The organism is Streptomyces sp. NPDC038200 (assembly GCF_055600785.1).
Genome location: NZ_JBVJYH010000025.1, coordinates 70307 through 94492, shown reverse-complemented (window position 1 = coordinate 94492; position 24186 = coordinate 70307). Strand labels below are relative to the sequence as shown.

General features: G+C 72.2%; 17 protein-coding genes and 2 pseudogenes. 5 read left to right on the top strand and 14 right to left on the bottom strand.

Features of this window, described 5'->3' with window-relative positions; all coding sequences use genetic code 11:
* Positions 1-7: 7 nt before the first annotated feature.
* The gene (locus ACZ7KF_RS36160; RefSeq protein WP_471085011.1) at positions 8-3211 is read right to left on the bottom strand and encodes a tetratricopeptide repeat protein; all 3204 of its coding nucleotides are present in this window, start codon (positions 3209-3211) and stop codon (positions 8-10) included.
* A 130-nt stretch (positions 3212-3341) separates the two neighbouring features.
* Complete coding sequence (locus tag ACZ7KF_RS36155; RefSeq protein ID WP_471085008.1) at positions 3342-3719, bottom strand: hypothetical protein; 378 nt, start codon at positions 3717-3719, stop codon at positions 3342-3344.
* A gap of 134 nt (positions 3720-3853) precedes the next feature.
* Here ACZ7KF_RS36155 and ACZ7KF_RS36150 point away from each other — a divergent pair, with 134 nt between their 5' ends.
* Complete coding sequence (locus tag ACZ7KF_RS36150; protein WP_471085005.1) at positions 3854-4441, top strand: ArsR/SmtB family transcription factor; 588 nt, start codon at positions 3854-3856, stop codon at positions 4439-4441.
* Positions 4442-4719: 278 nt separating this feature from the next.
* Here ACZ7KF_RS36150 and ACZ7KF_RS36145 read toward each other — a convergent pair.
* Positions 4720-4902: pseudogene (locus ACZ7KF_RS36145) on the bottom strand (hypothetical protein); the annotation flags it as partial.
* Positions 4903-4927: 25 nt separating this feature from the next.
* Positions 4928-5325, bottom strand: a pseudogene (locus ACZ7KF_RS36140) (Uma2 family endonuclease); the annotation flags it as partial.
* 140 nt (positions 5326-5465) lie between these two features.
* Between ACZ7KF_RS36140 and ACZ7KF_RS36135 the strand changes: the two are divergent.
* Positions 5466-7499 carry a thioredoxin domain-containing protein gene (locus tag ACZ7KF_RS36135; protein ID WP_471085003.1) on the top strand — a complete coding sequence of 678 codons (2034 nt, stop codon included), beginning with the start codon at positions 5466-5468 and terminating at the stop codon, positions 7497-7499.
* Positions 7500-7560: 61 nt separating this feature from the next.
* Here the strand turns inward: ACZ7KF_RS36135 and ACZ7KF_RS36130 are convergent, their stop codons facing one another.
* Together ACZ7KF_RS36130 and ACZ7KF_RS36125 are read right to left on the bottom strand one after the other, a co-directional pair.
* Positions 7561-8757, bottom strand: coding sequence for a glycosyltransferase (locus ACZ7KF_RS36130; protein WP_471085000.1), 1197 nt, complete (start codon positions 8755-8757; stop codon positions 7561-7563).
* Entirely contained in the window at positions 8754-9980 is a 1227-nt protein-coding gene (locus ACZ7KF_RS36125) for a glycosyltransferase family 2 protein (RefSeq protein WP_471085121.1), read from the bottom strand. The genes ACZ7KF_RS36130 and ACZ7KF_RS36125 overlap by 4 nt, the downstream gene beginning before the upstream one ends.
* Before the next feature lie 513 nt (positions 9981-10493).
* On the opposite strand from ACZ7KF_RS36125, the gene ACZ7KF_RS36120 reads away from it, so the two are divergent.
* Together ACZ7KF_RS36120 and ACZ7KF_RS36115 are read left to right on the top strand one after the other, a co-directional pair.
* Positions 10494-11924: an ArnT family glycosyltransferase gene (locus ACZ7KF_RS36120; protein WP_471084997.1), complete on the top strand. Its 1431-nt coding sequence runs from the start codon at positions 10494-10496 to the stop codon at positions 11922-11924.
* Positions 11925-11960: 36 nt separating this feature from the next.
* The gene (locus ACZ7KF_RS36115) at positions 11961-14462 is read left to right on the top strand and encodes a galactose oxidase-like domain-containing protein (protein ID WP_471084994.1); all 2502 of its coding nucleotides are present in this window, start codon (positions 11961-11963) and stop codon (positions 14460-14462) included.
* Here ACZ7KF_RS36115 and ACZ7KF_RS36110 read toward each other — a convergent pair.
* The 5 genes from ACZ7KF_RS36110 to trhA all read right to left on the bottom strand — a co-directional run bounded on the left by ACZ7KF_RS36110 (position 14449) and on the right by trhA (position 18666).
* Positions 14449-14796, bottom strand: coding sequence for a hypothetical protein (locus tag ACZ7KF_RS36110; RefSeq protein WP_471084991.1), 348 nt, complete (start codon positions 14794-14796; stop codon positions 14449-14451). The two genes, ACZ7KF_RS36115 and ACZ7KF_RS36110, sit on opposite strands and share 14 nt — an antisense overlap.
* 47 nt (positions 14797-14843) lie before the next feature.
* Positions 14844-15575, bottom strand: coding sequence for a Mut7-C RNAse domain-containing protein (locus tag ACZ7KF_RS36105; protein WP_471084989.1), 732 nt, complete (start codon positions 15573-15575; stop codon positions 14844-14846).
* Positions 15576-15608: 33 nt separating this feature from the next.
* Complete coding sequence (locus tag ACZ7KF_RS36100) at positions 15609-16241, bottom strand: TetR/AcrR family transcriptional regulator (RefSeq protein WP_471084986.1); 633 nt, start codon at positions 16239-16241, stop codon at positions 15609-15611.
* 5 nt (positions 16242-16246) lie between these two features.
* Positions 16247-17839, bottom strand: a complete 1593-nt coding sequence (locus tag ACZ7KF_RS36095) for an MFS transporter (RefSeq protein ID WP_471084983.1) — start codon at positions 17837-17839, stop codon at positions 16247-16249.
* A 113-nt stretch (positions 17840-17952) separates the two neighbouring features.
* Positions 17953-18666 (bottom strand): PAQR family membrane homeostasis protein TrhA, encoded by a 714-nt coding sequence (gene trhA / locus ACZ7KF_RS36090; RefSeq protein ID WP_471084981.1) that lies wholly within the window; start codon positions 18664-18666, stop codon positions 17953-17955.
* Positions 18667-18945: 279 nt separating this feature from the next.
* Between trhA and ACZ7KF_RS36085 the strand changes: the two genes are divergently transcribed.
* Positions 18946-20769, top strand: a complete 1824-nt coding sequence (locus ACZ7KF_RS36085) for a phosphoenolpyruvate carboxykinase (GTP) (protein ID WP_471084978.1) — start codon at positions 18946-18948, stop codon at positions 20767-20769.
* A 112-nt stretch (positions 20770-20881) separates the two neighbouring features.
* On the opposite strand, the gene ACZ7KF_RS36080 is transcribed toward ACZ7KF_RS36085, so the two are convergent.
* Genes ACZ7KF_RS36080 through ACZ7KF_RS36070 form a run of 3 tightly spaced genes read right to left on the bottom strand, consistent with a single transcriptional unit; the run spans position 20882 to position 24169 of the window.
* Positions 20882-21466, bottom strand: a complete 585-nt coding sequence (locus ACZ7KF_RS36080; RefSeq protein WP_471085118.1) for a hypothetical protein — start codon at positions 21464-21466, stop codon at positions 20882-20884.
* 4 nt (positions 21467-21470) lie between these two features.
* Positions 21471-23009: a vWA domain-containing protein gene (locus ACZ7KF_RS36075; RefSeq protein WP_471084976.1), complete on the bottom strand. Its 1539-nt coding sequence runs from the start codon at positions 23007-23009 to the stop codon at positions 21471-21473.
* On the bottom strand, positions 23006-24169 hold the full coding sequence (locus ACZ7KF_RS36070) for a toxic anion resistance protein (protein WP_471084974.1): 1164 nt from the start codon (positions 24167-24169) through the stop codon (positions 23006-23008). The genes ACZ7KF_RS36075 and ACZ7KF_RS36070 overlap by 4 nt, the downstream gene beginning before the upstream one ends.
* Between the last annotated feature and the right edge of the window lie 17 nt (positions 24170-24186).

The window sequence follows — 24186 nt, the reverse complement described above, 5'->3', positions numbered from 1 at the left end:
TCCCGGGTCACCGTTCCGCCGGTACCGCCACCCCCATCACCTCACGGGCGTGGCGGTCCGGAGTCATGCGCAGCCGCCATGCCTGCCAGCCGGCCTCCAGCTGGACGCCCCGCTCCAGCAGCAGGGCGTAGGCCGAGACGTAGTCGCCCAGCTTCTCGTCGCGCAGCGGATGCGTGGCGCGGGCCAGCTGCGCCAGCTCCTCCTCGGCCACCGCCGTGCCCACCTCCACCCCGCCCGGCGCCGCGTACGGCAGCAGGGTGCAGCGCAGGAAGCGGGCCCAGTCCTCGCCGCGCCGGTCGCCGTAGGCCGTGAACAGGGCGAGCGCCTCGTCGCACAGCGCCAGTGCCTGCGGGGTACGGGCGTTGCCCGCGTCCACCACGGCCAGCTCCAGGCAGGTCCAGGCCTCGCCGTGGGCCACGCCGATCCGCTGGAAGTCGGCGCGCGCGTCGACCAGGAGCTGCCGGGCGAAACCGGAGTTGCGCAGCGATCCGGTCTGCGCGGCCCGCTGGTCCCGGGTCGCCCGCGCCGAGTGGTGCCGGGCACAGGCCAGGCCGTACACGTCCCGCATCCGGGAGAACATCGTCCGCGACCGCTCCAGGTCCCGGACCGCCTGGTCCAGCTCGCCGGTCTCCTCCAGCGCCTGGCCCAGGTAGTACAGCGTCCAGGCCTCACCGCGCACGTCCTCGTTGTCCCGGTGCCGGACGACCGCGCGGCGCAGGCTCTCCACGGCGGCGGACGCCTCGCCGGCCACCAGCCGGGCCCGGGCCAGCTGGGTCAGCGCCCATGCCTCCCCGCGGGCGTCGTGCGTCCGGCCGTACCGCTCCAGGGCGGCCCGCAGCTCCGTCTCCGCACGCGGTACGTCCCCCAGCCGCAGCGCCAGCTGGCCCAGCTGGAAGTGCGCCCAGGCCTCGCCGTGCAGCGAGCCGCCCTCGCGGTGCTGGACGAGGGAGCGGGTGAGCAGGTCCAGCGCCTCCGCCAGCCGGCCCCGGTCCCGCTGGACCGCCGCCAGCGCGTGCATCGTCCACGCCCGGTCGGTCGCCAGCTCCGGCGCCGTCTGCAGATCCAGCGCCTCCTGCAGCTTGGCCGCCGCCTCCTGGAGGTTGCCCTGGTGGTGCAGCGTGATCCCGAGCGAGCACAGCGCGCGGGCCGCCCCCGCGTCGTGGTGCGCCTCCCGGTACAGGTCCACGACCGAGGCCAGGGTGGCGCGCGCCTTGTCCAGCTCGCCCAGCTGCCGGGCCGCGATGCCGGTACGCCACTGCACCGAACGCACCAGCAGGCCCTGGTCCACCGACTGCGCCAGCTCGCTGATCTCACCGAGCCGGTACAGGTCGCCGCGCAGCAGGCAGTAGTCGCACAGCGCGCCGAGCAGGTTCAGCACGGCGCCCTGGTCCACGCCCTCCGCGTGCCGCAGCGCCGCCGTGATGAAACTGGACTCGTCGTCCAGCCAGCGCAGCGCCTCGTCGAGCGAGGGGAAGCCGTGCGAACCGAACTGGTTCGACCGCGTGGACATGTTCCCGTCGACCAGGCGCAGCACCGAGTCGGCCAGCTCCGCGTAGTTCACGATCAGCCGTTCCTGCGCCGCGGCGCGCTCGGCCGGGTCCTCCTCGTCCAGCAGCCGGGCGTGCGCGAAGGCCCGCACCAGGTCGTGCAGCCGGTAGCGGTTGCCGCGCACATGGTCGATCAGTCCCGCCCGCGCCAGCGCCACCAGGTGCCGGGTGGCCTCCGCCTCGTCGGTGCCGAGCAGCGCGGACGCCGCCGCCGTGCCCAGCGAGGCCCGGCCCGCCAGGGCGAGCCTGCGCAGCAGCCGGCGGGTGGGTTCGGACTGGTCGGTGTAGCGCAGCCACAGGGCCCGCTCCACCGGCTCCACCGGGCCGTACGCGCCCAGGTCCGTGGCCAGCTGCCGCGGCGAGCGCGGGCCGAGCGCGGAGCCCGCGATCCGCAGGGCCAGCGGCAGGCCCCCGCACAGCCCGCGGACCCGGTCGGCGGACTCGGCGTCGTACGGCCCCGACGCGTCCTCGGCCGCCGCGGTCAGCAGTTCCTCCGCGCCCGCCCCGTCCAGCGCCCGCACCGGCAGCTCGTGCACCCAGGCCTGGAGGTCCCCGGGCAGGGCCAGAGCCGTACGGCTGGTCACCAGCACCAGGCTGTCCGAGTGCTCCGGCACCAGGGCGCGCACCTGCTCCGGGTCCGAGGCGTCGTCCAGCACGATCGTCACCGGCAGCCCGGTCAGATGCCGGTGGTACAGCTCGCCGAGCCGTTTGACCTGCTGGTCGGGGGCGGAACGCTCGCGGAACAGCAGCTGCTCGCGAGGGGCGCCCAGCCGGTTGAGCAGATGCAGCAGGGCGTCCCGGGTGGCCAGCGGCGCCTCCTCCCGGCTGCCCCCGCGCAGGTTCACCACGACCGCGCCCCGGAAGTGGTCCCGCAGTTCGTGCGCCGCGCGCACCGCGAGCGTGGTCCGGCCGGAGCCGGGCTCGCCGTGCAGCACGACCACCGTCGGCCGGGTCTCGGTGGCCGCGCGCGCCGCCTGCGCCCACTGCCGGATTCGCCCCAGCTCCGCCCGCCGCCCCGCGAACGGACCTTCGGCGTCCGGAAGCTGCCCGAACGACTGCTCCAGCACCGAACGCCTGCGGGCCGCCGCGCTCTTGTCCGTGCCGCGCAGCGCCGGGCCGCCGCCCTTCTTCGCGCCGGTGGAGGCGCTGAGCACCCGCTGCTGGTCGAGGAACGGCCGGATGCCCCGGACGTCCAGCGCGGTCAGCCACTGCAGCCGCAGCTGCTCCGGGCCGCCCGGCTGGCCGGCCGCGCCCGCACGGTGGTGGGCGGCGGGCAGATGCGTACCGGCCACCTTCACCACCGTGGTCGCCGCGCCGACCGCGGCCGCCGTGACACCCGCGCCGAGGGCCGTGCCCGTGCCGGTGCCCAGGGTCAGGTCGGCCACGGCGGCGGCGACGGCGGCAACGGCAGCCACCAGCAGGGCCGTTCCGGCACCCGCGCGGGCGTAGCGCTGCCCGAAGGTCAGCCGCCCGGCGTCCGCCTCGTCCAGGGCGCGGGTGTACGCCTCGTACTCCTCGACGGCCGCCCCCGCCATCGCGTCCAGCGCCTCGCGCGCCCGCGACAACAGCACCTGCCCGTCGATCCGCCCGCCCGAGCGCCGTACCTCCTCCTCGACCGCCCGCCCGAGCAACTGCTCGGCCTCCGCCCGATGGCCGTCCCGCATGTCCCGTCCCCCTCCGGCGGCAACTCTGTCGCGTACGAGTGTCCTTGGAGGGAGGCGGCAGCGCGAGAGGGTGACGATCGACGGGATGTGGGGGAAGTGTGCCGGGGCGGCGACCGCGCCGGGAGGGCGGCTACCGGGGCTCCGCACGCCCGCGCCCCTTGGACAGCGCCAGCGCCACGCAGACCCCCGCCACCGCCCCCTCCGCCACCGCGCACGCGGCGGCCTGGAGCAGGGCCGTGCCGGTATGGGCGGTGGTCATGTCGAACCAGGCGTCCAGGACGGCCGCGCTCGCCGTCGCCGAGGCCGTCAGGCGGGCCCGGGGGTCGCCGCGCAGGCCGAGCAGGGCGGTCGTGGCGCAGCCCGTGGCCAGGAGGACGTCCAGGCCGATCCAGGCCAGCGACCAGTGGTGGACGCGGGTGCTGCTCGGCAGCGTCATCGCGAGCACCGCGGTCCACGGCACCAGCACCGCCGCCGCCGCCCCCAGCAGGATCAGTGTCCACTTCCTCATCCCGGCCCCCGGTCCTCGCTCCGATCCGTCACTGCCCCCACCGTAGACCGCAGAGAAATCTCTGCAAAGAAAAATCGGCAGACGTCAGGGACGGCTCAGGGTGTCTCGGGGGTGCCCGGGGTTACCGTGAGCCCATGACCGACGGCCTGCCCGAGATGACCAGCCTGGAGCGCACCGCTCTCTACAAGTCCCTCGGCAACCCCCTGCGCCGCCGGATCCTCGACTACCTCGGCCGGCACGGTGAGGCGAACTCCACCGTCCTCGCCCGCGAACTCGGCGAGAGTTCCGGCACCACCAGCTACCACCTGCGCAAACTCGCCGAACAGCGGCTCATCGAGGAGATCCCGGAGAAGTCCGGCGGGCGGGAGCGCTGGTGGCGCTCGCTGCCGTTCCGGCACACCACGCCCGACCCGGCCACCATGGCCCCCGACGAGTACGCGGCAGCCGCCGAGCTGGCCCACCTGAAGATCGAGTTCGACACCGCCCTCTACCGGCGAGCCCACCAGGAGTACCGCGGCCCCGAGGGCTGGGCCCAGGTCCAGCGCCACGGCACCTGGATGACCAGGGAGGAACTTCACGACTTCCTGCGCGAGTACCACGCGCTGCTCGACCGGTACACCCGCTCGCGCGAGGAGGCCCCGGACGGGGCCCGCCCGGTGCTGATGCGTTTCTACGCCGTCCCCGAGCCCGCGGAGGAGCGGCACGGCGAGCCCACGGGCTGACGACGCCCCGGCCGGTGCGAGGGCACGGCGAAACCGGAGGTCACCCTCTGGGCCTGACGCCCGCTGTGCGGGTGGTGCGGCAGGACGGGGTCATGGCGAACCGGCTGGCCCATGCGACGTCCCCGTACGCGCGGCGCGCAGGCATGACAAGGAGACGTTCGAGGAGCTCGCCAAGCATGTCACGCACTGATCGCCCGTAACGGGCGACGAGCAGTTGTGGGTGTCCGTGCCGTGCCTGAGGGTGCCGGCGATGGTTGCATCCAGGTCGTGTTCCAGAGCTCGCTGGCCTGTCTGGTCGGCCGTCCGGGGAAGTTGCGGGTGGCCCACCAGAGGGTGAGGTCGCGGGCGATGGCGTTGATGCTGGTCGCCGTGGTGGCCGCGTACTCGTCGCGGACGGTGTCGCGCCGGACGATCTCGTAGCCACCTTCGTCCAGGACCGCCACGGAGGCGACCCCGACGGGGGAAGCGGAGTGACTTCTCCGTTTCCTACACGACCCCAAGATCGACTGTGACGGAGAAGGGTGCGGTGGCCTTCACTGTGCCGGTGAACATCTCGCCGTCTCCGTAGGTCTTCGTGGCGGGGTCGAGAACGTACGTGTAGACGATCGGGACCCCGGTGGCGGCCTGTTCGACCCGCCAGTAGAAGGGGATGCCGGCCTTGGTGTACTGGTCGACCTTCACGATCCGGTCCGTGGTTTCCGATCCGGGCCACACGACCTCGACGACCAGGAGTACGTGCTCGGGGCGGGTAGGTGTGAGGTCGATGGTCTCCGCCCGGTAGACAATGACGTCCGGACGGCGGTTGGTGAGCGGAACGTCCTGGAGAGGACATCGAAGTCCGTGTCCGCGTTCCAGTCGGGGCCCGCGGCGGCGTCCAGGGCGTCGTTCCGAGGTATCCGGCCGCCCGGCCAGGAGGGAATGAGGCCGCCCACCACGTGATGGCTCACCAGTGCAATTCAGCCGAGCCGAGCGATCCTGTGAAGGCTCCGTCGGCCGTGCCAGGCGCTGTGAGAGGCTGGGTCTTATGAACCGGTTGGCTGGTACGACCTCGCCTTATCTGCTTCAGCACGCTGATAATCCGGTCGACTGGTGGCCGTGGGGACCCGAGGCGTTCGAAGAAGCGAAACGGCGCGATGTACCCGTTCTGCTGTCAGTCGGATACTCCGCGTGCCACTGGTGCCACGTCATGGCGCACGAGTCCTTCGAGGACCGGGTCACCGCCGACCACCTCAACGAGAACTTCGTCAGCGTCAAGGTCGACCGTGAGGAGCGGCCGGACGTGGACGCCGTCTACATGGAGGCCGTGCAGGCCGCCACGGGCCACGGCGGCTGGCCGATGACCGTCTTCCTCACCCCGGACGCCGAGCCCTTCTACTTCGGCACCTACTTCCCGCCCGCGCCCCGGCACGGCATGCCCTCCTTCCGGCAGGTGCTGGAGGGCGTCCGGCAGGCGTGGGACACCCGGCGCGACGAGGTCGACGAGATCGCCGGGAAGATCGTCCGCGATCTCGCCCAGCGGGAGATCAGCCACCAGGGCACCGAGGCACCCGGCGAACAGGAACTGGCGCAGGCCCTCCTCGGGCTCACCCGCGAGTACGACCCGCAGCGCGGCGGATTCGGCGGCGCGCCGAAGTTCCCGCCGTCCATGGTGCTGGAGTTCCTGCTGCGGCACCACGCGCGCACCGGCGCCGAGGGCGCCCTCCAGATGGCCCAGGACACCTGCGAGCGCATGGCCCGCGGCGGCCTCTACGACCAGCTCGGCGGCGGCTTCGCCCGCTACTCCGTCGACCGTGACTGGACCGTGCCGCACTTCGAGAAGATGCTGTACGACAACGCCCTTCTGTGCCGTGTCTACGCTCATCTCTGGCGGGCCACCGGTTCCGACCTCGCCCGGCGCGTCGCCCTGGAGACCGCCGACTTCCTCGTGGCCGAACTGCGGACGCCCGAAGGCGGTTTCGCCTCGGCGCTCGACGCCGACAGCGACGACGGAAGCGGGCGGCACGTCGAGGGCGCGTACTACGTGTGGACGCCCGAGCGACTGCGCGCCACCCTCGGCGACGCGGACGGGGACCTCGCCGCCCAGTACTTCGGCGTGACCGACGAGGGCACCTTCGAGCACGGGCAGTCCGTCCTCCAGCTCCCGCAGACCGAAGGAGTCTTCGACGCCGCGAAGGTCGCGTCCGTCAGGGAGCGGCTGCTCCGCGCGCGCCGGGAACGCCCCGCGCCCGGCCGGGACGACAAGGTCGTCGCCGCCTGGAACGGGCTGGCGATCGCCGCGCTCGCCGAGACCGGCGCCTACTTCGGCCGGCCCGATCTGACCGAGGCCGCGCTCGGCGCCGCCGACCTGCTCGTCCGCGTCCACCTGGACGACCACGGCCGGCTCGCCCGCACCAGCAAGGACGGCCGTGTCGGCCCCAACGCGGGCGTGCTGGAGGACTACGCCGACGTCGCCGAGGGCTTCCTCGCGCTCGCCTCGGTGACCGGGGAGGGTGTCTGGCTCGACTTCGCCGGACTGCTGCTGGACCACGTGGTCGCCCGCTTCACCGACCCGGAGACCGGTGCCCTGTACGACACCGCCTCCGACGCGGAACAGCTCATCCGCCGCCCCCAGGACCCCACCGACAACGCCGCCCCCTCCGGCTGGACGGCCGCGGCCGGCGCCCTGCTGAGCTACGCCGCCCACACCGGCTCCGAGCCCCACCGGGCCGCGGCCGAGCGGGCGTTGGGGGTCGTGAGGACACTCGGGCCGCGCGTGCCCCGGTTCATCGGGTGGGGGCTGGCCGTCGCCGAGGCGCTGCTCGACGGGCCGCGCGAGGTGGCGGTCGTCGGACCGGCCCTGGACGACGAGCGGACGGCCGCCCTGCACCGTACGGCACTGCTGGGCGCCGCCCCGGGCGCCGTCGTCGCCTGCGGCACCCCGGACAGCGAGGAGTTCCCGCTGCTCGCCGACCGCGTCCTCGTCGGGGGCGCGCCGACCGCGTACGTCTGCCGCGGCTTCGTCTGCGATCTGCCGGTGACGGACCCGGAGGGCCTCCGGGCGAAGCTGACGGCTTCCTGAACAGGCCGTCCGCCCGTCCGTCCGGTCCGCTGTGGCCGGACCGGGCGGACGGGCGGGACGGTCAGCCCAGCGGGTCCGGCACCGGATCCGGCACCGGCTCCACCGCGCCCGGCACGGCCACGGGAGCCGTCGCCCGGACGCGCAGCCGCCGGTACAGCCAGCGGTCCACGACCAGGAAGCGGGCCGTGAACACGATGGCCATGCTGAGCGCGGTCGCCGGCAGTGCCGTCATGCCCCCGCCCGCGATGAACAGCGCGGCGAGCGGAATCCGGGCCACCAGGTCGGCGTTGCCGACGGCCGCGAAGGAGAGCAGCCGCACCGCCCGCCGGTGGTGGCGCCGCTGGTTGCGGTAGACGAAGGAATCGATCAGGGCGAAGTTCCACAGCAGCCCGGCCTGGTTGGCGATGATCTCGGCGGGCACGTACGGCAGTTCGGGGGCCGTGCGGGTCAGCAGCCACAGCAGGACGAGGTTGGGGACGAAACCGGACAGGCCGATCAGCCCGAAGACGACCGCGCGGGCCCGTGGGTCGGCGGTGCGCAGGGTGATCAGATGGCGCAGGAAGCGCATGCCCTCCTTCGCCGTGGACTTGGACGCGCCCGCGTGCCGTTCCCCGAAGGCGTACGGCACCTCGGCGATCCCGCGCGGACGGCAGCGTACGGCCAGTTCCAGCAGGATCTTGTAGCCGAGCGGCTGCAGGCCCTCGTCCTCGGCGGCGGCCCGGTCCACCGCCGTACGGCGGATGGCGAAGAAGCCGCTCATCGGGTCGGTGAGCCCGCTCAGGGCGCGCGGGAACAGGGACTTGGTCAGCAGGGTGGAAGAGCTGGAGACCAGCTTGCGGTAGCCGCCGGCCAGACCGCCGCGGTCGCCGCCGGCGGTGTAGCGGCTGGCCACGACCAGTTCCGCGCCGGTGGACTCGCCCCGCGCGATCAGCTCGAAGACCAGCTCGGGCGGGTGCTGGAGGTCGGCGTCGATGACGACGATCCAGGGTGCCGTGGCGCGGCCGAAGCCCTCCACCACCGCGCCGCCCAGACCGCCGACCGGCTCCGGCCGGTGGTGCAGGACCACGGGGAAGGGGTGGTGCGCGGCCTCCTCCTCGATCACCGCGCAGGTGTGGTCGGTGGAGTCGTCGGCGAAGACCACCTCCGCGCGCAGACCGTCCGGGACGGCGGCGGCGATGCGGGTGAGCAACGCGTGGATGTTGTCGGCTTCGTTGAACGTCGGGACGACGATCGACACGTCGGCGGGCAGCGCCGTCACCGGGCCTCCTGGGGCTGCGGGGTCTGCACGGGCAGGTGGGCGCCGACGTGGGAGGTCAGCTCCCAGTCGTGCCGCCCGGTGTACTCGCGCCACACGGCGCGCAGCGCGGCGGCGGCCAGGACGGCCGCGTACACCGGCCCGCCGGCGATGAGCTTGACGTAGTGCCGGACGCCGATGCGGAAGCCGTACGCCTTGCCGAAGTCGTGCAGTGCCACGGCCTCGAAGACCACCATCGCGGCCATCGGGATCATCGGCAGCCAGGCGAACAGCGAGAACGGCAGCGGTACGCCGCCGATCAGCGCGGCCAGGATGCCGAGCGGGATCATCACGCCGGTCGCGGCCTGCACGAACGGTGTGCTCAGGGTGTAGCGGGCGAGCAGCCGCTGGCCGACGCCGGGCAGCCGGCGCCATTCGCCCTTGCGCAGCACCTGGAGGAAGCCCTGGTTCCAGCGGGTGCGCTGTTTGTAGAGGCCCTTGAGGGAGTCGGGTGTCTCCTCGCGGGTGACGAGCGCGGAGTGGTAGGCGACGACCACCTTGGCGCCGCCGCTGGACAGCCGTACACCCAGGTCGCAGTCCTCGGCGAGGCAGTTGCCGTCCCAGCCGCCGGTGGCCCGCAGCAGCTCGGAGCGGACGAAGACGGTGTTGCCGCCGAGCGGGATGAAGCCCTTGCGGGCGTGCAGGTGCAGCCGGCTGCGGAACCAGAAGAAGTACTCCAGGCAGTTGCGCAGGCTGTACCAGCTGCTCTCGTAGTTGATGAGCTGGACGCCGCCCTGGACGACGTCGGCGTTCTCGCGCCGGAAGGCGAAGTCGACGTGTCCGAGCAGTTCGGGGTGGACGACGTCCTCGGCGTCGAAGACCCCGACGACCTGGCCGCGGGCGTGCGGCAGCGCGGTGTTGAGGGCGCGCGGCTTGTTCTTCACCTCGTGGGTGTCGACGACCGTGCGGACCTTCTCCGGGTGCTCCAGGGCGAGTTGCTCGGCGATGGCGGCGGTGCCCGGGTCGTCGTGGCCGACGATCACCAGGATCTCGTAGGACGGATGGTCGATGCGGAGCATCTGCTCGACGGTGTGCCGCAGGACGGCCTCCTCGTGCCGGGCCGGGACCAGCAGCGAGAAGGACAGGCCGGGCTTGCCGTCGGGCTCGGCGAACGCCGTCGACTCCAGTGTCTCCGGGGTGCGCCAGGCATGGAGCATCCACCACAACGTGACACCGGCGGCGATCATCAGGACGACGGAATCTATGAACAGGACAGCGGAGACCACGAATTCCCCCCTCGGTTCCCTGGTCTTCCTCGTGCTCGCGCAGCGGAACGCGATCGTTCGGGCCCCTCTCAACCCCCCGGTTGCCCCCGGGCCCTTCGGACGGTACTTCCCCCGGTGTTCCGGAGGTATTTCCTGCATGATCGGAAAACGATCGCAGCGAGCTTTCCAGCGAAGTTAGCAGGTTCACCTTTTCTCCGGCAATGTGGCCTCCGGGCACGAGCGGAGTCTTAGGTTCCGCACATCGGGGTGGTCGACCTGTGCCATGATGCTGCGGCCTGCCCGATTTCCAGGGGGTTCGAGGGGGAGTTCCCTGGGCTGTGTCGGGCCATAAGTGGGGGTGGGGGATTCCGCATGGGGACTGCCGTTGTTCTCCGGCCGGAGGCGGAGAATTCACAACAGGACCGGACCGCAGTACGCCGCACATTGTTTCGGGCGGATTATTTCTGGATTGCGCCGGTAATCATCATCGCGCTCGTGGTACGCGCGTGGGGAATCGGTAAATACCCGTTTCCCAATGACGACGAGGGCACCTATCTCGCGCAGGCCTGGGCCGTCCGGCACGGGGAACTCGCGCACTACACCTACTGGTACGACCACCCGCCGCTCGGCTGGATACAACTCTCCGCCGTCTCCTGGGTGCCCGATCTGCTCCTGCCCGACCTGCCCACGTTCGTCCAGGGCCGGATCGCGATGCTCCCGGTGGCCGCCGTGACCTGCGTCCTCGTCCACGTCGTCGGCCGCCGGCTCGGCCTGGCCCGGCCCACCGCCGCGGGCGCCGTCCTGCTGTATGCGCTGTCACCGCTCGCGGTGGTCCTGCACCGGCAGATCTACCTGGACAACTTCGCCGTCCTGTGGGCGCTGGCCGCGTTCGCCTTCGCCCTCTCGCCGCGCCGCCACCTGTGGCACCACGTCGCGGCCGGCATGTCCTTCGCGCTCGCGGTGCTCTCCAAGGAGACCATCGGCGTGCTGCTGCCGGTGCTGCTGGTGGCGATGTGGCAGGGCAGCCACTCCAGCACCCGCAAGTTCTCCCTGGCCGGCTTCTTCTCCGGCTTCGTGCTGACCGGGCTGTTCTATCCGCTGTACGCCCTGCTCAAGGGCGAGCTGCTGCCCGGCGCCGGCCATGTCTCGCTGCTCGGCACGCTCACGTTCCAGCTCGGCGGGCGCGAGGGCAGCGGTTCCGCGTTCCAGACCGGCACCGACGCCCACCAGCTCTTCGCGGACTGGCTCACCCGCGACCCGTACCTGCTGATCGGCGGCGCGGTGGCCGCGCTGTGCGCGCTGCCGGTACGCCGGCTGCGGCCCGCCGCCCTCGGCGTCCTGGTGCTCGCCCTGGTCGCGCTCCGGCCGGGCGGCTATCTGCCGCAGATGTACATCGCGCAGGTGCTGCCCTTCCTCGCGCTGACCCTCGCCGGACTCGTCCAGGTCCTGATCGAGCGGCTGCCCGGCCGCCCCCGGCTGCGGCCCGCCGCCGCGCTCGCCGCGGTCCTCGCCGCCGCGGTCGTCGCCGGCCCCACCTGGTACCACCAGGACCGGCTCGCCACCACCGCCGACGACAACCGCGTCTACCGCGACGCCGCGCGCTGGCTGCGCGAGACGGACACCGGCGACCGCGACAAGGTCCGCCTGGTCACCGACGGCGTGCTCTGGCTGGACGCCGTCGACGCCGGATACCGGCCCGGCACCGGCGTCATCTGGCACTACAAGCTGGACCAGGACCCGGCGGTCACCAGGACGCTGCCGCACGGCTGGCGGGACATCGACTACGTGGTGTCCACCCCCGCCCTGCGCGGCGAGCGCGAGCACCTGCCCACCCTGCGCGCCCTGTTCGCGCACGGCACTCCGGTCGCCACCTTCGGGGAGGGCGGCGGCCGGATCGACATCCTCCGGATCGGCCGCGCCGGCTGACCCCGAGGACCCGCACCGATCGAGGGGGGACCCGCCATGCCGTACACCGTCATGCCCTGCCGCTCCCGCGTGCCGCACCGCTCGGGCAGACCGTCCAGGGCCCGGCCGACCCGGACCCGCCTGCTGCTCACCGCCCTGCTGTTCTTCACCGCCGCGCTCGGCCTCGGCCCGCTCGGCGCGCAGAGCGCCACCGCCGCGAGCAACCTGGTGAAGAACCCCGGCCTGGAGGTCCTCGACGGGCCGTCGCAGTTCCCGCAGTGCTTCGAGAAGTCCGGCTGGGGCGACAACGACTTCTCCTTCGCCGTCACCGACGACGCCCACAGCGGCAGCCGCGCCGTCCGCATCCAGCTGACCCGGCGCGGCGACGGCGACCGCAAGACGATGATGCTGGAGAACTCCTGCGCCCCGCAGGTCACGCCCGGCCACCAGTACGACCTGTCGTTCTGGTACCGGTCCACGACACCGAACGTGGCGTTCACCCTGTTCCGGCACGACACCACCCAGGGCTGGGTCTACTGGACCGACCTCAAGACCCTGTCCGCGTCCGCCGCCTGGACCCGCACCGAGGTGCGCACCCCGGTCATCCCGCCGCACACCGACCAGGTCACCTGGGGCGGCGCCCTCTACGGCGTCGGCACCCTCACCACCGACGACTACGCGATGACCGACGCCACCGTCCCCGCCGCCCCGGACCCCTGCACGACGGGCGGCACCGGGCCGGAGTGCCGGGGCAAGTGGACCGTGCAGTCCGTCGACGCCCCGGTGCGCGCCATCCACTCGGTGCTGCTGCACACCGGCAAGGTGCTGCTGATCGCCGGCTCGGGCAACGACCGGGACGCGTTCGCCGCCGGCACCTTCAGGACCAGCCTGTTCGACCCGGCCACCGGCGCCTACACCGACATCCCGACGCCGGCGGACTTCTTCTGCGCCGGGCACGTCCAGCTCCCGGACGGCCGGGTGCTGGTGGTCGGCGGCAACAAGGACTACGCCTCCCCGGACGGCAGCGTCGGCTACAAGGGGCTGAGGACCAGCTACGTCTTCGACCCGGCCCAGAACAAGTACGTCAAGGTCAACGACATGCTGGCCGGGCACTGGTACCCGTCCGCCACCGAGCGGGGCGACGGTGACGTCATCGCGCTCGGCGGACTCGGCGAGGACTCCGCCGGCACGGTCGTCAACGAGCACTTCTCCTACGCCCGGAACAAGTGGCTGCCGATGGGCGAGGCCAAGCAGGCCTGGTCCTTCTGGGGGCTGTACCCCTCGATGATCCTGCTCCAGGACGGCCGCCTCTTCTACACCGGCAGCCATGTCTTCGGCGGCGGCCTGCCCGGCACCGGCTCCTCCGTCTACGACTACGACGCCGGGACCATCAGCGACGTGCCCGGACTGCGCAGGAAGGACGAGCGCGACCAGTCCATGTCGGTGCTGCTGCCGCCCGCCCAGGACCAGAAGGTCCTCACCATGGGCGGCGGCAACCACACCGTCTCGCCGGACGCCCACCGGCTGGTCGACCTGATCGACATGAAGGCCGCCTCCCCGCAGTACGTCGCCGGCCCCGACCTCCCGCAGGGCCGCTACGCCGACGGCAGCCCGCAGACCGGCGCCCAGGGCAAGGTCTACGTCTCCGCGGTGATCCTGCCCGACGGCAAGGTGCTGGAGACCGGCGGGGCCCTGCACACCTACCGCGAGGACCCCGTCTTCGAGGCCTCCCTGTACGACCCGGCCACCAACGCCTTCCAGGCCGGCCTGGCCACCGACCCCGTCCCGCGGACCTATCACTCCTCGTCCACGCTGCTGCCGGACGGCCGCGTCCTCAGCGTGGGCAACAACCCCGGTGACGGCTCCTTCGACCAGCGCGTGTCGATCTACGAGCCGCCGTACCTGTTCAAGGGCGACCGGCCGCAGATCACCTCGCTCGCGAGCACCCGCTGGACGTACGGCACCGCGCAGCGCATCACCGTCGACAAGCCGGTGGTCAAGGCCTCCCTGATCCGCCCGGCCGCCGTCACCCACTCCTCCGACCCCAACCAGCGCTACGTCGACCTGCCGATGACCGTCGACGGCAACACCGTCGACCTCAGCCTGACCAGCAATCCGAACCTGGCACCGCCCGGCTGGTACATGCTGTCGGTGGTCGACGCCAACGGCGTCCCGTCGGTGTCCAGATGGGTGCGCATCGGCTCCGAGGGCCAGGTCGCCGCGGCCCGGGTGCAGTCCTTCGCCGACGAACTGAAGGTGACGGACACCGGCACGGACCACACGAGCGGCATGGACGGCATGGACGGCATGGCGCACGGCACGGCGCACCAGCACCACGGGGTGAAGATGGCCGCGGGCTACGACGGCTGCGACCACGCCTACGGCCGGATCAACCAGTGCGTGCCGTGGACGTTCCCGAAGATGAAGCAGGCCGACCGCTGCGCCTGGCTCCTCGAGAAGGGCTTCGGCCGTCTGACGGTGCACGGCCGCGACCGGCACCACCTGGACCGCGACAGGGACGGCGTCGCGTGCGGGAAGGGGGACCTCAGCCGAAGCTGAGGATCGAGGCGGCCAGCATCAGCTGGGCGCACCACTGGATCACCACGGCCCCGAGCCTGGCGACCGTCCACCGGGCCCGGGGCCACATCAGCGCGATCACACCGGCCACCAGGGAGGCCCAGAAGCTCCCGGCCGGCAGCCAGCCGGGCGTCGCGGAGCAGTTCTCGCCGTAGGTGACGCACCGGGCGGCGCGCTCGCTGGAGAAGGCCACGAGCGTGCAGAAGACGGCCGTGGGCAGCAGCAGTCCCAGCCCCCACCCCGCCCAGGCGCGGAGCAGGCGGTCGTCCTCCGCGCGGTCGGCTGAGCGGTCTGCGGGCGTCCGTACCGGGTTCATGCCCCCAGCCAAGCCGAGAGCCGGTCCCCGATGATCGGCTGCCGTACTCAGCTTTCCTGGGTACGCATGCTCAACGCACGCTCCACGACCGCCTCCAGCTGCTCGTGGTGGGCGCCCTTCCAGTACGCGCGGCCGCAGGCCGTGCACTGGGCGAAGACGTCGTACGACCGCTGGGTGCCGCCCTTGAGCTGGTCGGCGACCTCCTCCTTGGTGGCCTCCTTCAGCAGGCCGTTGCAGGCGGTGCAGCGGGTCCAGGGGCGCAGGTCGGGGGCGAAGCGGTCGAGGACGTCCTGGAGCTGGTCCTCGGGGCTGGTGCTGTAGACGTACGCCCCGGCCCACAGCTCGCGGCGGCGCAGCAGGCCGCGGTCGCGGCTGAGCATGACCCGCTTCTCGGCCGCCGAGCGGGCGGCGAGCGCCGGGTCGCCGATGTCCGTCGCCTCGTACGCCGTGTCCACGCCGAGCAGCCGCAGCCGGCGGGCCAGCGTGCCGAGGTGGACGTCGAGGAGGAAGCGGAGCGGCGCTCCGGGCACCCGCTGGGGGCGCTCCACCGGGCGGACGACGACCCGCTCGGCCGCCCCGGGAATGTGCGAGGGCGGGACCGTGCGGCCGTCCACGACCAGGGCGCCGACCTCGGTGAGCGGCACCCCTAGGGACTCGATGACATGGCCGAGGGTCGAGACGCCGTCCGTGGCCAGGGCCGTGGCTCCGCCGCGGCGGGCGGGCGGCACGAACAGATGGAGGGCGGGGGCGACTTCGACGTGGATCTCGGGTCCGTTCACCCCGTCAGGATGGCACGGACGGCGTCGGGGGCCTCAGGGGTTTTCGGGGCCGAGACCGTCCTTCATGACGTCCAGGGCCTGCTCCATGAGGTCCCGCAGCTCGCCCTCGAAGCCGCTCTCCGCCCAGTACATGGAGACCTCCATCATGCCGCCGATGAGGGCCATCGCACTGACGCGCACCTCCAGGCTGTCCGGGTCGCGGCCCGTGCGCTCCGCGAGGGCCTGGCGGAGCAGGCGGCCGGTCTCCGTCATGCTCTCGAAGTAGCGCGAGCGGATGGCGGGGACCTGGGCCCCGAGGTGCGCCCGCAGGCGGAGCACCTCGGGATCCTCCTGCTCGCTCAGTTCGAGGGTCCTGCGCATCACGTGCCGGACGGAGTCGATCCACGGCTCGTCCCCGGGCCGTGCGCGCAGCTCCTCCAGCATCAGGGGGTCGTACTCGTCCGTGAGGACGATGTCCTCCTTGGTCGGGAAGTACCGGAAGACGGTCGACGGCGACACCTCGGCCCGCTCGGCGATCTGCTCGATCGTCGTGGCGTCGTATCCCTGCTCCCTGACCAGTGCGTAGGTCGCGGCACGGATCGCCGCACGGGTCTTGATCTTCTTCCGCTCCCGCAGCCCGAGTCGGGGGCGGTCGGCGGGGGAGTAGGGGGAACGTGCGGCCGTCATGCGGGTCATTGTCCGGCATCGGTCCCCGACGTGACCATCTGCGGGGCGTCCCCCGGCCCGGCCGGCGCGGGGGACCCGGTGCCCGGCAGGAACGCGGCGGCCAGCAGCGCCGAGACGAGGGCCGCCGCGCCGCACACCAGCAGGACCAGGCCCATGCCGTGGACGTACGCGCTGTCCGCGGAGGCCGCCAGGTGGGCCGAGCCCGTCCGCCGGGCCACGAGGTGCGCGGCGACGACGGAGTCCCCGGCGGTGTCCGCGAGCCCCGCGGGCAGCCCGGTCACGTCCAGCCGGTCGCGGAAGGCGCCGGACAGCAGGCTGCCGAGCAGGGCGATGCCGATCGCGCCGCCGACCTGGCGCAGCGTCATGAGCAGTCCCGAGCCGCTTCCCGCGCGGTCCCTCGGCAGGGTGGCCAGCGCCCCCGACATGGCCGGGACCAGTGCGAATCCGAAGCCGACGCCGGCGATGGAGAGCCACAGCGCGGTGAAGCCGTAGCCCGACCCGGCCGTGGTGCGGCTGCCGAGGAACGCGGCGAACGCCAGGACCACCAGGCCCGCGCCGACCGTGGCGCGGGCGCCGAAGCGCTGGGCGGTGAGCGGTGCCCCGCGGGTGGCGACCATCAGGCCGCCGATCATCGGCAGCAGCCGGACCCCGGTGCCGAGGGCGTCGCTGCCGAGCACGGCCTGGAGGTACTGCGGGAGCACGAACAGCAGACCGGACAGGACGAACATCACCAGGGTCGCGGCGACGGTGTTGAGCAGGAAGCCGCGGTGGGCGAGCAGCGTCATGTCGAGCATGGGGCGTGCCGTCCGGCGCTCGCGCAGCACCAGCAGGGCGATCAGGGCCGTGGCCGCGAGGAGCAGGGCGAGGACCAGCGGGTCGCTCCAGCCGCGGTCGGGGGCCTCGATGATCGCGTAGACGAGGGCGCCGAGGCCGGCCGCGGTGCAGGCGGTGGAGAGGATGTCGACCCGGGGGGAGGCGGGGTCCCTGGTCTCGGGGAGCAGGAGGACGCAGGCCGCGATGCCGAGCGCCGCCATGGGCACGTTGACCAGGAAGACCGAGCCCCACCAGAAGTGGTCGAGCAGCCAGCCGCCGATGACGGGGCCGAGCGGGAGGCCGAGCGCCGAGGCGGTCGAGATGATGCTGACGGCCCTGGTGCGCTCGTCCGCGCCGAACAGCGAGGGCAGTACGGACAGGGCGAGCGGGGTGACCAGCGCCGCGCCGACGCCCATGACGGCACGGGCGGCGACGACCGCGTGCACGTCCCCGGCCACGGCGCCCAGCAGCGAGCCCGCGAGGAAGATCCCGAGACCGGTGATCAGCATCAGCCGTCGGCCGAAGCGGTCGCCGAGCAGGCCCGCCGGGAGCATCAGCGCCGCGAACACGACGATGTACGCGTCCGCCATCCACTGCTGCTGGCCGGTGGTGGCGCCCAGCTGCCCGGCCATCGTCGGCAGGGCCACGTTGAGGATCGTCGTGTCGAAACCGAGCACCAGCATGCTCGCGACCAGGGCCCCGAGGGCCCACCAGCGGCGCGGATCGCGCCGCGTCCCGTCTCCCTGTCCGTCCGGAGCGAGACCGTCCTGAGTGATAGTCACCATGAAATGAAAGTAACTCTCAAAATAATGAGACTGTCAATGGCGAGCCGGAGTCAGGGCGCACGAAGAACGGCCACGACTCGGACGAGTCGTGGCCGGGAGGGGCGGGAGGGGGGTCAGGCGTGCTGGTACGCCACCAGGGAGATGCCGACGTAGTGGACGACGAACGCGGCGAGCGTGAGGGAGTGGAAGACCTCGTGGAAGCCGAACCAGCGCGGTGAGGGGTTCGGGCGCTTGATGCCGTAGATCACGCCGCCGGCGCTGTAGAGCAGGCCGCCGACGACCACCAGGACCAGGACGGCGATGCCGCCCGTGCGCAGGAAGTCGGGCAGGAAGAACACGGCGGCCCAGCCCATCGCGATGTAGCAGGGTGTGTAGAGCCAGCGCGGGGCGCCGACCCAGAAGACGCGGAAGACGATGCCGGCCGCCGCGGCGGCCCAGATGCTCCACAGCAGCCACTGCCCCTTCCCGCCGGGCAGGAGCAGCAGGGTGAGCGGGGTGTAGGTGCCGGCGATGATCAGGAAGATGTTCGCGTGGTCGAGGCGGCGCAGTACGCCGTCCATCCGCGGGCTCCAGTTGCCCCGGTGGTAGAGCGCGCTGACGCCGAAGAGGAGACAGGCCGTCAGGACGTAGACGCCGCAGGCGATGCGGCCTCTGGTCGAGTCGGCGAGGGCGGTGAGTACGAGGCCCGCGATGAGTACGGCCGGAAACATGCCGAGGTGCAGCCAGCCGCGGAGTCGGGGCTTGAGTGGATGCGGCAAGGAGAGCGCGGCGGGACCGCGGCCGGCGGCCGGCGTGTCCGTGGGCGCGTCGGGGACGGACGCAGTCATGTGCCGCATGGTACCCACGCCGCCGTAAGTCGCCCATCAGCGCAGGGTCGTCGAAATCGCCGGGCAAAAAGTCTCTCAGCCGAAGTCAAGGTGGACGCAAAGAGTCGTGGACATCGTGGGATTCCTCACGCTGCTCACCTGTGATGCCCTCTGGACAGATGGGCACTAGACTCGGATGATCAAATGAGTGCGGTCGGCACCGGATGAGCGGCTACGAAGCATCCGGGTCGCGGCCCCCACGGGGCGAACAACACAAAAATCCCTCATTTAGGAGCAATCGTGGCGCGCGATATCGCGGCTCCCACCGTCGTCCCCACCAACCACCAGGAACTGATCTCGTGGGTCAACGAGATCGCTGAACTGACGCAGCCGGACAGCGTGGTCTGGTGTGACGGCTCCGAGGCCGAGTACGAGCGACTGTGCGAGGAACTGGTCGAGAAGGGCACGTTCAAGAAGCTCGACCCGGTCAAGCGCCCGCACTCCTACTACGCCGCCTCCGATCCGACCGACGTCGCCCGCGTCGAGGACCGGACCTTCATCTGCTCCGAGAAGGAGGAGGACGCCGGCCCGACCAACCACTGGAAGGCCCCCGCCGAGATGCGGGAGATCTTCGCCGGTGAGAAGGGCCTGTTCCGCGGCTCGATGAAGGGCCGGACGATGTACGTCGTCCCGTTCTGCATGGGCCCGCTCGGCTCCCCGCTGTCCGCGCTCGGCGTGGAGATCACCGACTCCGCGTACGTCGCCGTGTCCATGCGCACGATGACGCGCATGGGGCAGGCGGTCCTGGACGAGCTGGGCGACGAGGGCTTCTTCGTGAAGGCCGTCCACACGCTCGGCGCCCCGCTGGAGCCCGGCCAGGAGGACGTCCCCTGGCCCTGCAACCAGACCAAGTACATCTCCCACTTCCCCGAGTCGCGCGAGATCTGGTCCTACGGCTCCGGCTACGGCGGCAACGCCCTGCTCGGCAAGAAGTGCTACGCGCTGCGTATCGCCTCCGTCATGGCCCGTGACGAGGGCTGGCTCGCCGAGCACATGCTGATCCTCAAGCTCACCCCGCCGCAGGGCGAGTCGAAGTACGTCGCCGCCGCCTTCCCCAGCGCCTGCGGCAAGACCAACCTCGCCATGCTGGAGCCCACGATCTCCGGCTGGACGGTGGAGACCGTCGGCGACGACATCGCCTGGATGCGCTTCGGCGAGGACGGCCGCCTGTACGCGATCAACCCCGAGGCCGGCTTCTTCGGCGTCGCGCCCGGCACCGGTGAACACACCAACGCCAACGCGATGAAGACCCTGTGGGGCAACGCGGTCTTCACCAACGTCGCCCTCACCGACGACGGCGACGTGTGGTGGGAGGGCATGACCGAGGAGTCCCCGGCCCACCTGACCGACTGGAAGGGCAACGACTGGACCCCGTCCTCCGGGGTCCCGGCCGCCCACCCCAACGCCCGCTTCACCGTGCCCGCCTCGCAGTGCCCCATCATCGCGCCCGAGTGGGAGGACCCCAAGGGCGTGCCGATCTCGGCCATCCTGTTCGGCGGTCGCCGCGCCACGGCCGTCCCGCTGGTGACGGAGTCCTTCGACTGGAACCACGGCGTCTTCCTCGGCGCCAACGTCGCCTCCGAGAAGACCGCCGCCGCCGAGGGCAAGGTCGGCGAGCTGCGCCGCGACCCGTTCGCGATGCTGCCGTTCTGCGGCTACAACATGGGCGACTACATGGCCCACTGGGTCGACGTGGCCAAGGACAAGGACCAGTCCCTGCTGCCGAAGATCTACTACGTCAACTGGTTCCGGAAGAACGACGAGGGCACGTTCGTCTGGCCCGGCTTCGGTGAGAACTCCCGTGTCCTGAAGTGGATCGTGGAGCGGCTGGAGGGCAAGGCCGAGGGCGTGGAGACCCCGATCGGCATCCTGCCGGCGAAGGGCGCGCTGGACACCGACGGCCTGGAGCTGTCCGAGTCCGACCTGGACTTCCTGCTCTCCGTCGACAAGGACGTGTGGCGCGAGGAGGCCGCCCTGGTCCCCGAGCACCTCGACACCTTCGGTGACCACACCCCGAAGGAGCTGTGGGACCAGTACCGGGCCCTGGTGGAGCGCCTGGGCTGAGGCCCGCCGAAGACTCCACGGCCGGCCAGGATGTGCCCTGACCAGCGATCGTCACGACCGGCCGTGGACATACCCCGAGGGCCCCGCACAACGGCGTGCGGGGCCCTCGCCTTCACCGTGAGCGGTCCTCCAGATACCGGGTGTGCGACTCCTGCCTGCGCTGCTCGGCGTCCCGCAGCACCGAGGCCAGCTGTCCGGCCTCCTCCTGGAGCAGGCCGAGCTGGCGCTCCAGATGCCGCTCGGGAGGCTCGGCGCCGGGGGTGAGACGGGTCCACCAGCGGGTGCGGACGAAGGCGTCCACGGCCTCGGGGATGTCCTGCCGTACCGCCCGGGAGACCGTGTGCACGCCTTCCGGGTCCCGGGCGAGCGCCTCGGCGACCCAGCCCGGTTCCAGCAGCGCGGTCAGCAGCTCCGTCAGTGCGGTGAGCCGGTCGGCGGCCCCGGGCGGCAGGTCGAGGTCCGCGAGATAGCCGCCGAGCCTGCCGAGGTCGGCGCGGATCTCCTCCAACTGCTCCGACGGGCCGGGGAAGTCCGGCGGGGCGGGCCGCTCGGGCGGTGCGGCCAGCGCGCCCGCGCCGTACAGCCCGGCGACCACGACCGGCCAGTACGGTCCGGCGACCCCGGTGAAGGTCAGGACCAGGCCGGCCACCCCGCAGGCGCCGCCGGTGAGGTTCTTGCGGGATTCCAGGAAGCCCAGGACCTTACTGGTAGCCACGGATCTCCTCGAAGGCGCCGTCCAGCGAGCCCTGCCGGGCGTCGAAGAGCCGGCCGCCGGTCAGGTCGGCGATGTGCTGGAGCTCGGAGCGCGAGGAGTCGCCGAAGAGGATCGGGAAGACGGGGATGTCCCGCCGGGCACCGCCGAGGCCCCGGTAGAAGCCGTCGAAGTCGCCGGCCTCCACGCCGGCGGTGTTCTCGCCGTCGGTCATCAGCACGATCGACGTGAAGGTGTCCTTGCCGGTGCCCAGGTGGTCGTACGCCTGCTCCAGCGAGGTGTAGATCGCGGTGCCGCCGTCGGCCGACAGGGCATCGGTGTCGCGGCGGACGGCGGCCAGAGCGGCCTTCGGGTCCCCGGGCTCGACGACATGGGTGCGCACGCTCTTCACGGCCGAGCCGAACGGCATCAGCGTCACCTCCTCCCGTTCGCGGAAGTCGCCGGTGAGACCTCTCAGCGCCTTCTTCAGCGCCTTGAGCCGGTCGCCCTTCATGGAGCCGGAGGTGTCCAGGACGTACACCGTGCGGGAGGGGCGGCGCAGCTCGTTCTCGTACGCCTCCAGCAGGCCGTCGGCGACCGAGCGGCTGCCGGGGAAGGGCAGTTCACGGCGCCGGCTCGGGTCGAGACCGGCGGCGGGCCGTACCGAGGCGACGACCGGGCGGCGGTGGGTGGTGCGGGTGATCAGCTCCTGCACGGCGCCGGTGCGCAGGTCCGCGGTCACCTTGCGGACGTCCTCGCGGGTACGGGCGTCGGTGGCGGCGAGCGAGGACAGCGGGTAGTCGGCGGTGACGACGCCGTCGCGGGGACGGATCACGGTGAGACCCCGGATGCCCTGGAGGACGGACTCGTAGTTGAGCAGGGCGTCGACGGTGCCGCGCCGCCGGTAGGCGGTGGCCAGCCAGCCCGACGAACCCGAGGTCAGCTTCTGCCCCTGGAAGAACTCCTTCAGCCGGGGCGTCGCCTCGGCCACGTCGGCGTCGGTGAGCGCGGACTGGGCGCCGGAGAGCGCGGACGCGACCGACATCAGGGTGGCGAAGCCGGAGTTGGAGCGGGCCGGGTCGGTCATGCCGTAGGTCAGCCTGCCGTCCCGTACGGCCTGTTCGACCTGGGACCAGGTGACGTCCTCCGGCCGCCAGCCGAGGGCCCGCACGGTGGCCGGCCGGACTCCGACGGCGACCGGGCTGGACATGACCGGCGTCTCGGACACGACCTTCCTCGCGGCGTCGGGCCGCAGCCGCAGATAGTCGTCCGAGGACAGCCACAGCGCGTCGTACCTCCCGTCCGCCCCACCCCTGGCCAGCAGGTCCACGGCGTCCAGGGTGCCCAGGTAGGTGGGCCGGACGGTGATGCCGGTGTCCTCGCGCACGCGGTCGAAGACGGCGGTCATGTCGCTGAGTTCGCTGGAGGCGAGGACCCGGAGGGTGCCCGGCCTCGGGGCGGCCGGGTCGTCCTCGTGCTGCTTCTCCGCCGTGCAGGCGGTCAGCAGGGCGGCCGTGGCGGCGAGCAGGGCCAGTACGCGACGTCTCATGCGGGGCCGCCCTCCCGTACGCCCTGGGAGCGGCTGCGCTCCAGGTGGGCGGCGGCGCTGTGCAGTTCGTCCGTGAGCGACCGGACCGTGCCGGCCATCACCTCGGTCGCCTGGACCCGGTAGCTGTCGATGGCGTCGAGGGTGCGGTAGATCTGCTGGAACGCGGTGCGCAGGGTCTCCACGCCGACGGCCGGGTCGGCGGCGATCCGCTGGATCTCCCCGCTCTGCGTGGCGAGCATGTCGGCGTTGCCCCGGACGAGGTCCTCGGTGGTCCCGCGCAACGCGTCGACCTGCTCGACGACCTTCTTCTGGCTGTTCAGGGCGGAGGCCAGCATCACGGAGATGCGCAGCGCCGAGACGGTGGTCGTGGCGGCCCGGTCGACGCCCTTGACCAGCTCGTCGTTGGTACGGCGTACGACGTCCATGGCGAGGTAGCCCTGGGCGCACACCGCGAGCTGGGTGAGCAGGTCCTGGTGCTTCTGCCGGACCGGGAAGAGGACGTCGGCGCGCAGCGCGTCGGCCTCCTGCGCGTCGCCGATCCCGGCGATGTGCTCCTCCACCGCGGTGTCCAGGGCCTGCGTGAGGACGACGTACTCCTGGAGCTTGCCCATGGTCTCCCACAGTCGCACCCGCTCGGTCTGCAACGCGGCGTTGTCCCGGCGCAGTTCGTCCTGACCGCCGCGCAGCGCGCCCACGATCTTGTTCAGGTTGCCCTGCGCGGAGGCGTACCGGGCGAGGTGGTCGCGCAACTTGTTGCCGCCGGGCAGCCGGGAGAGGAACCTGCGGCCCGTGTGCGCGGACAGGTCGCGGGGATCGAGGTCCTCCACCACCCGGCGCAGCTCCACCAGCGAACCGGCGACCTTGGCCTGGGCGTCCCCGCCCTGGTCGGGCAGGCTGCGCACGGCGCGCTCCAGCATGCGGTTGGACTGCGCGGCGGCGGTGCGCATCTCCCCCGCCCCGAGCGCGGTGATCTCGCCGACCTTGCCGGCGAACTCGGGCGAGCGGGCGTCGAGCGAGGCGAGCTGCTCGACGAAGGCGGCGGCCTTGCGGGCCGTGTCGATGCGCACCGCGTCCTCGACGGGCACCAGCCCGCCGGCCTTGTCCTTCGGGACGGGCGGCACCGGGTCGGGCGGGGTGAGCAGGAAGTCGCTGTCGGTCATGCGGTGTGTCCCCCGTG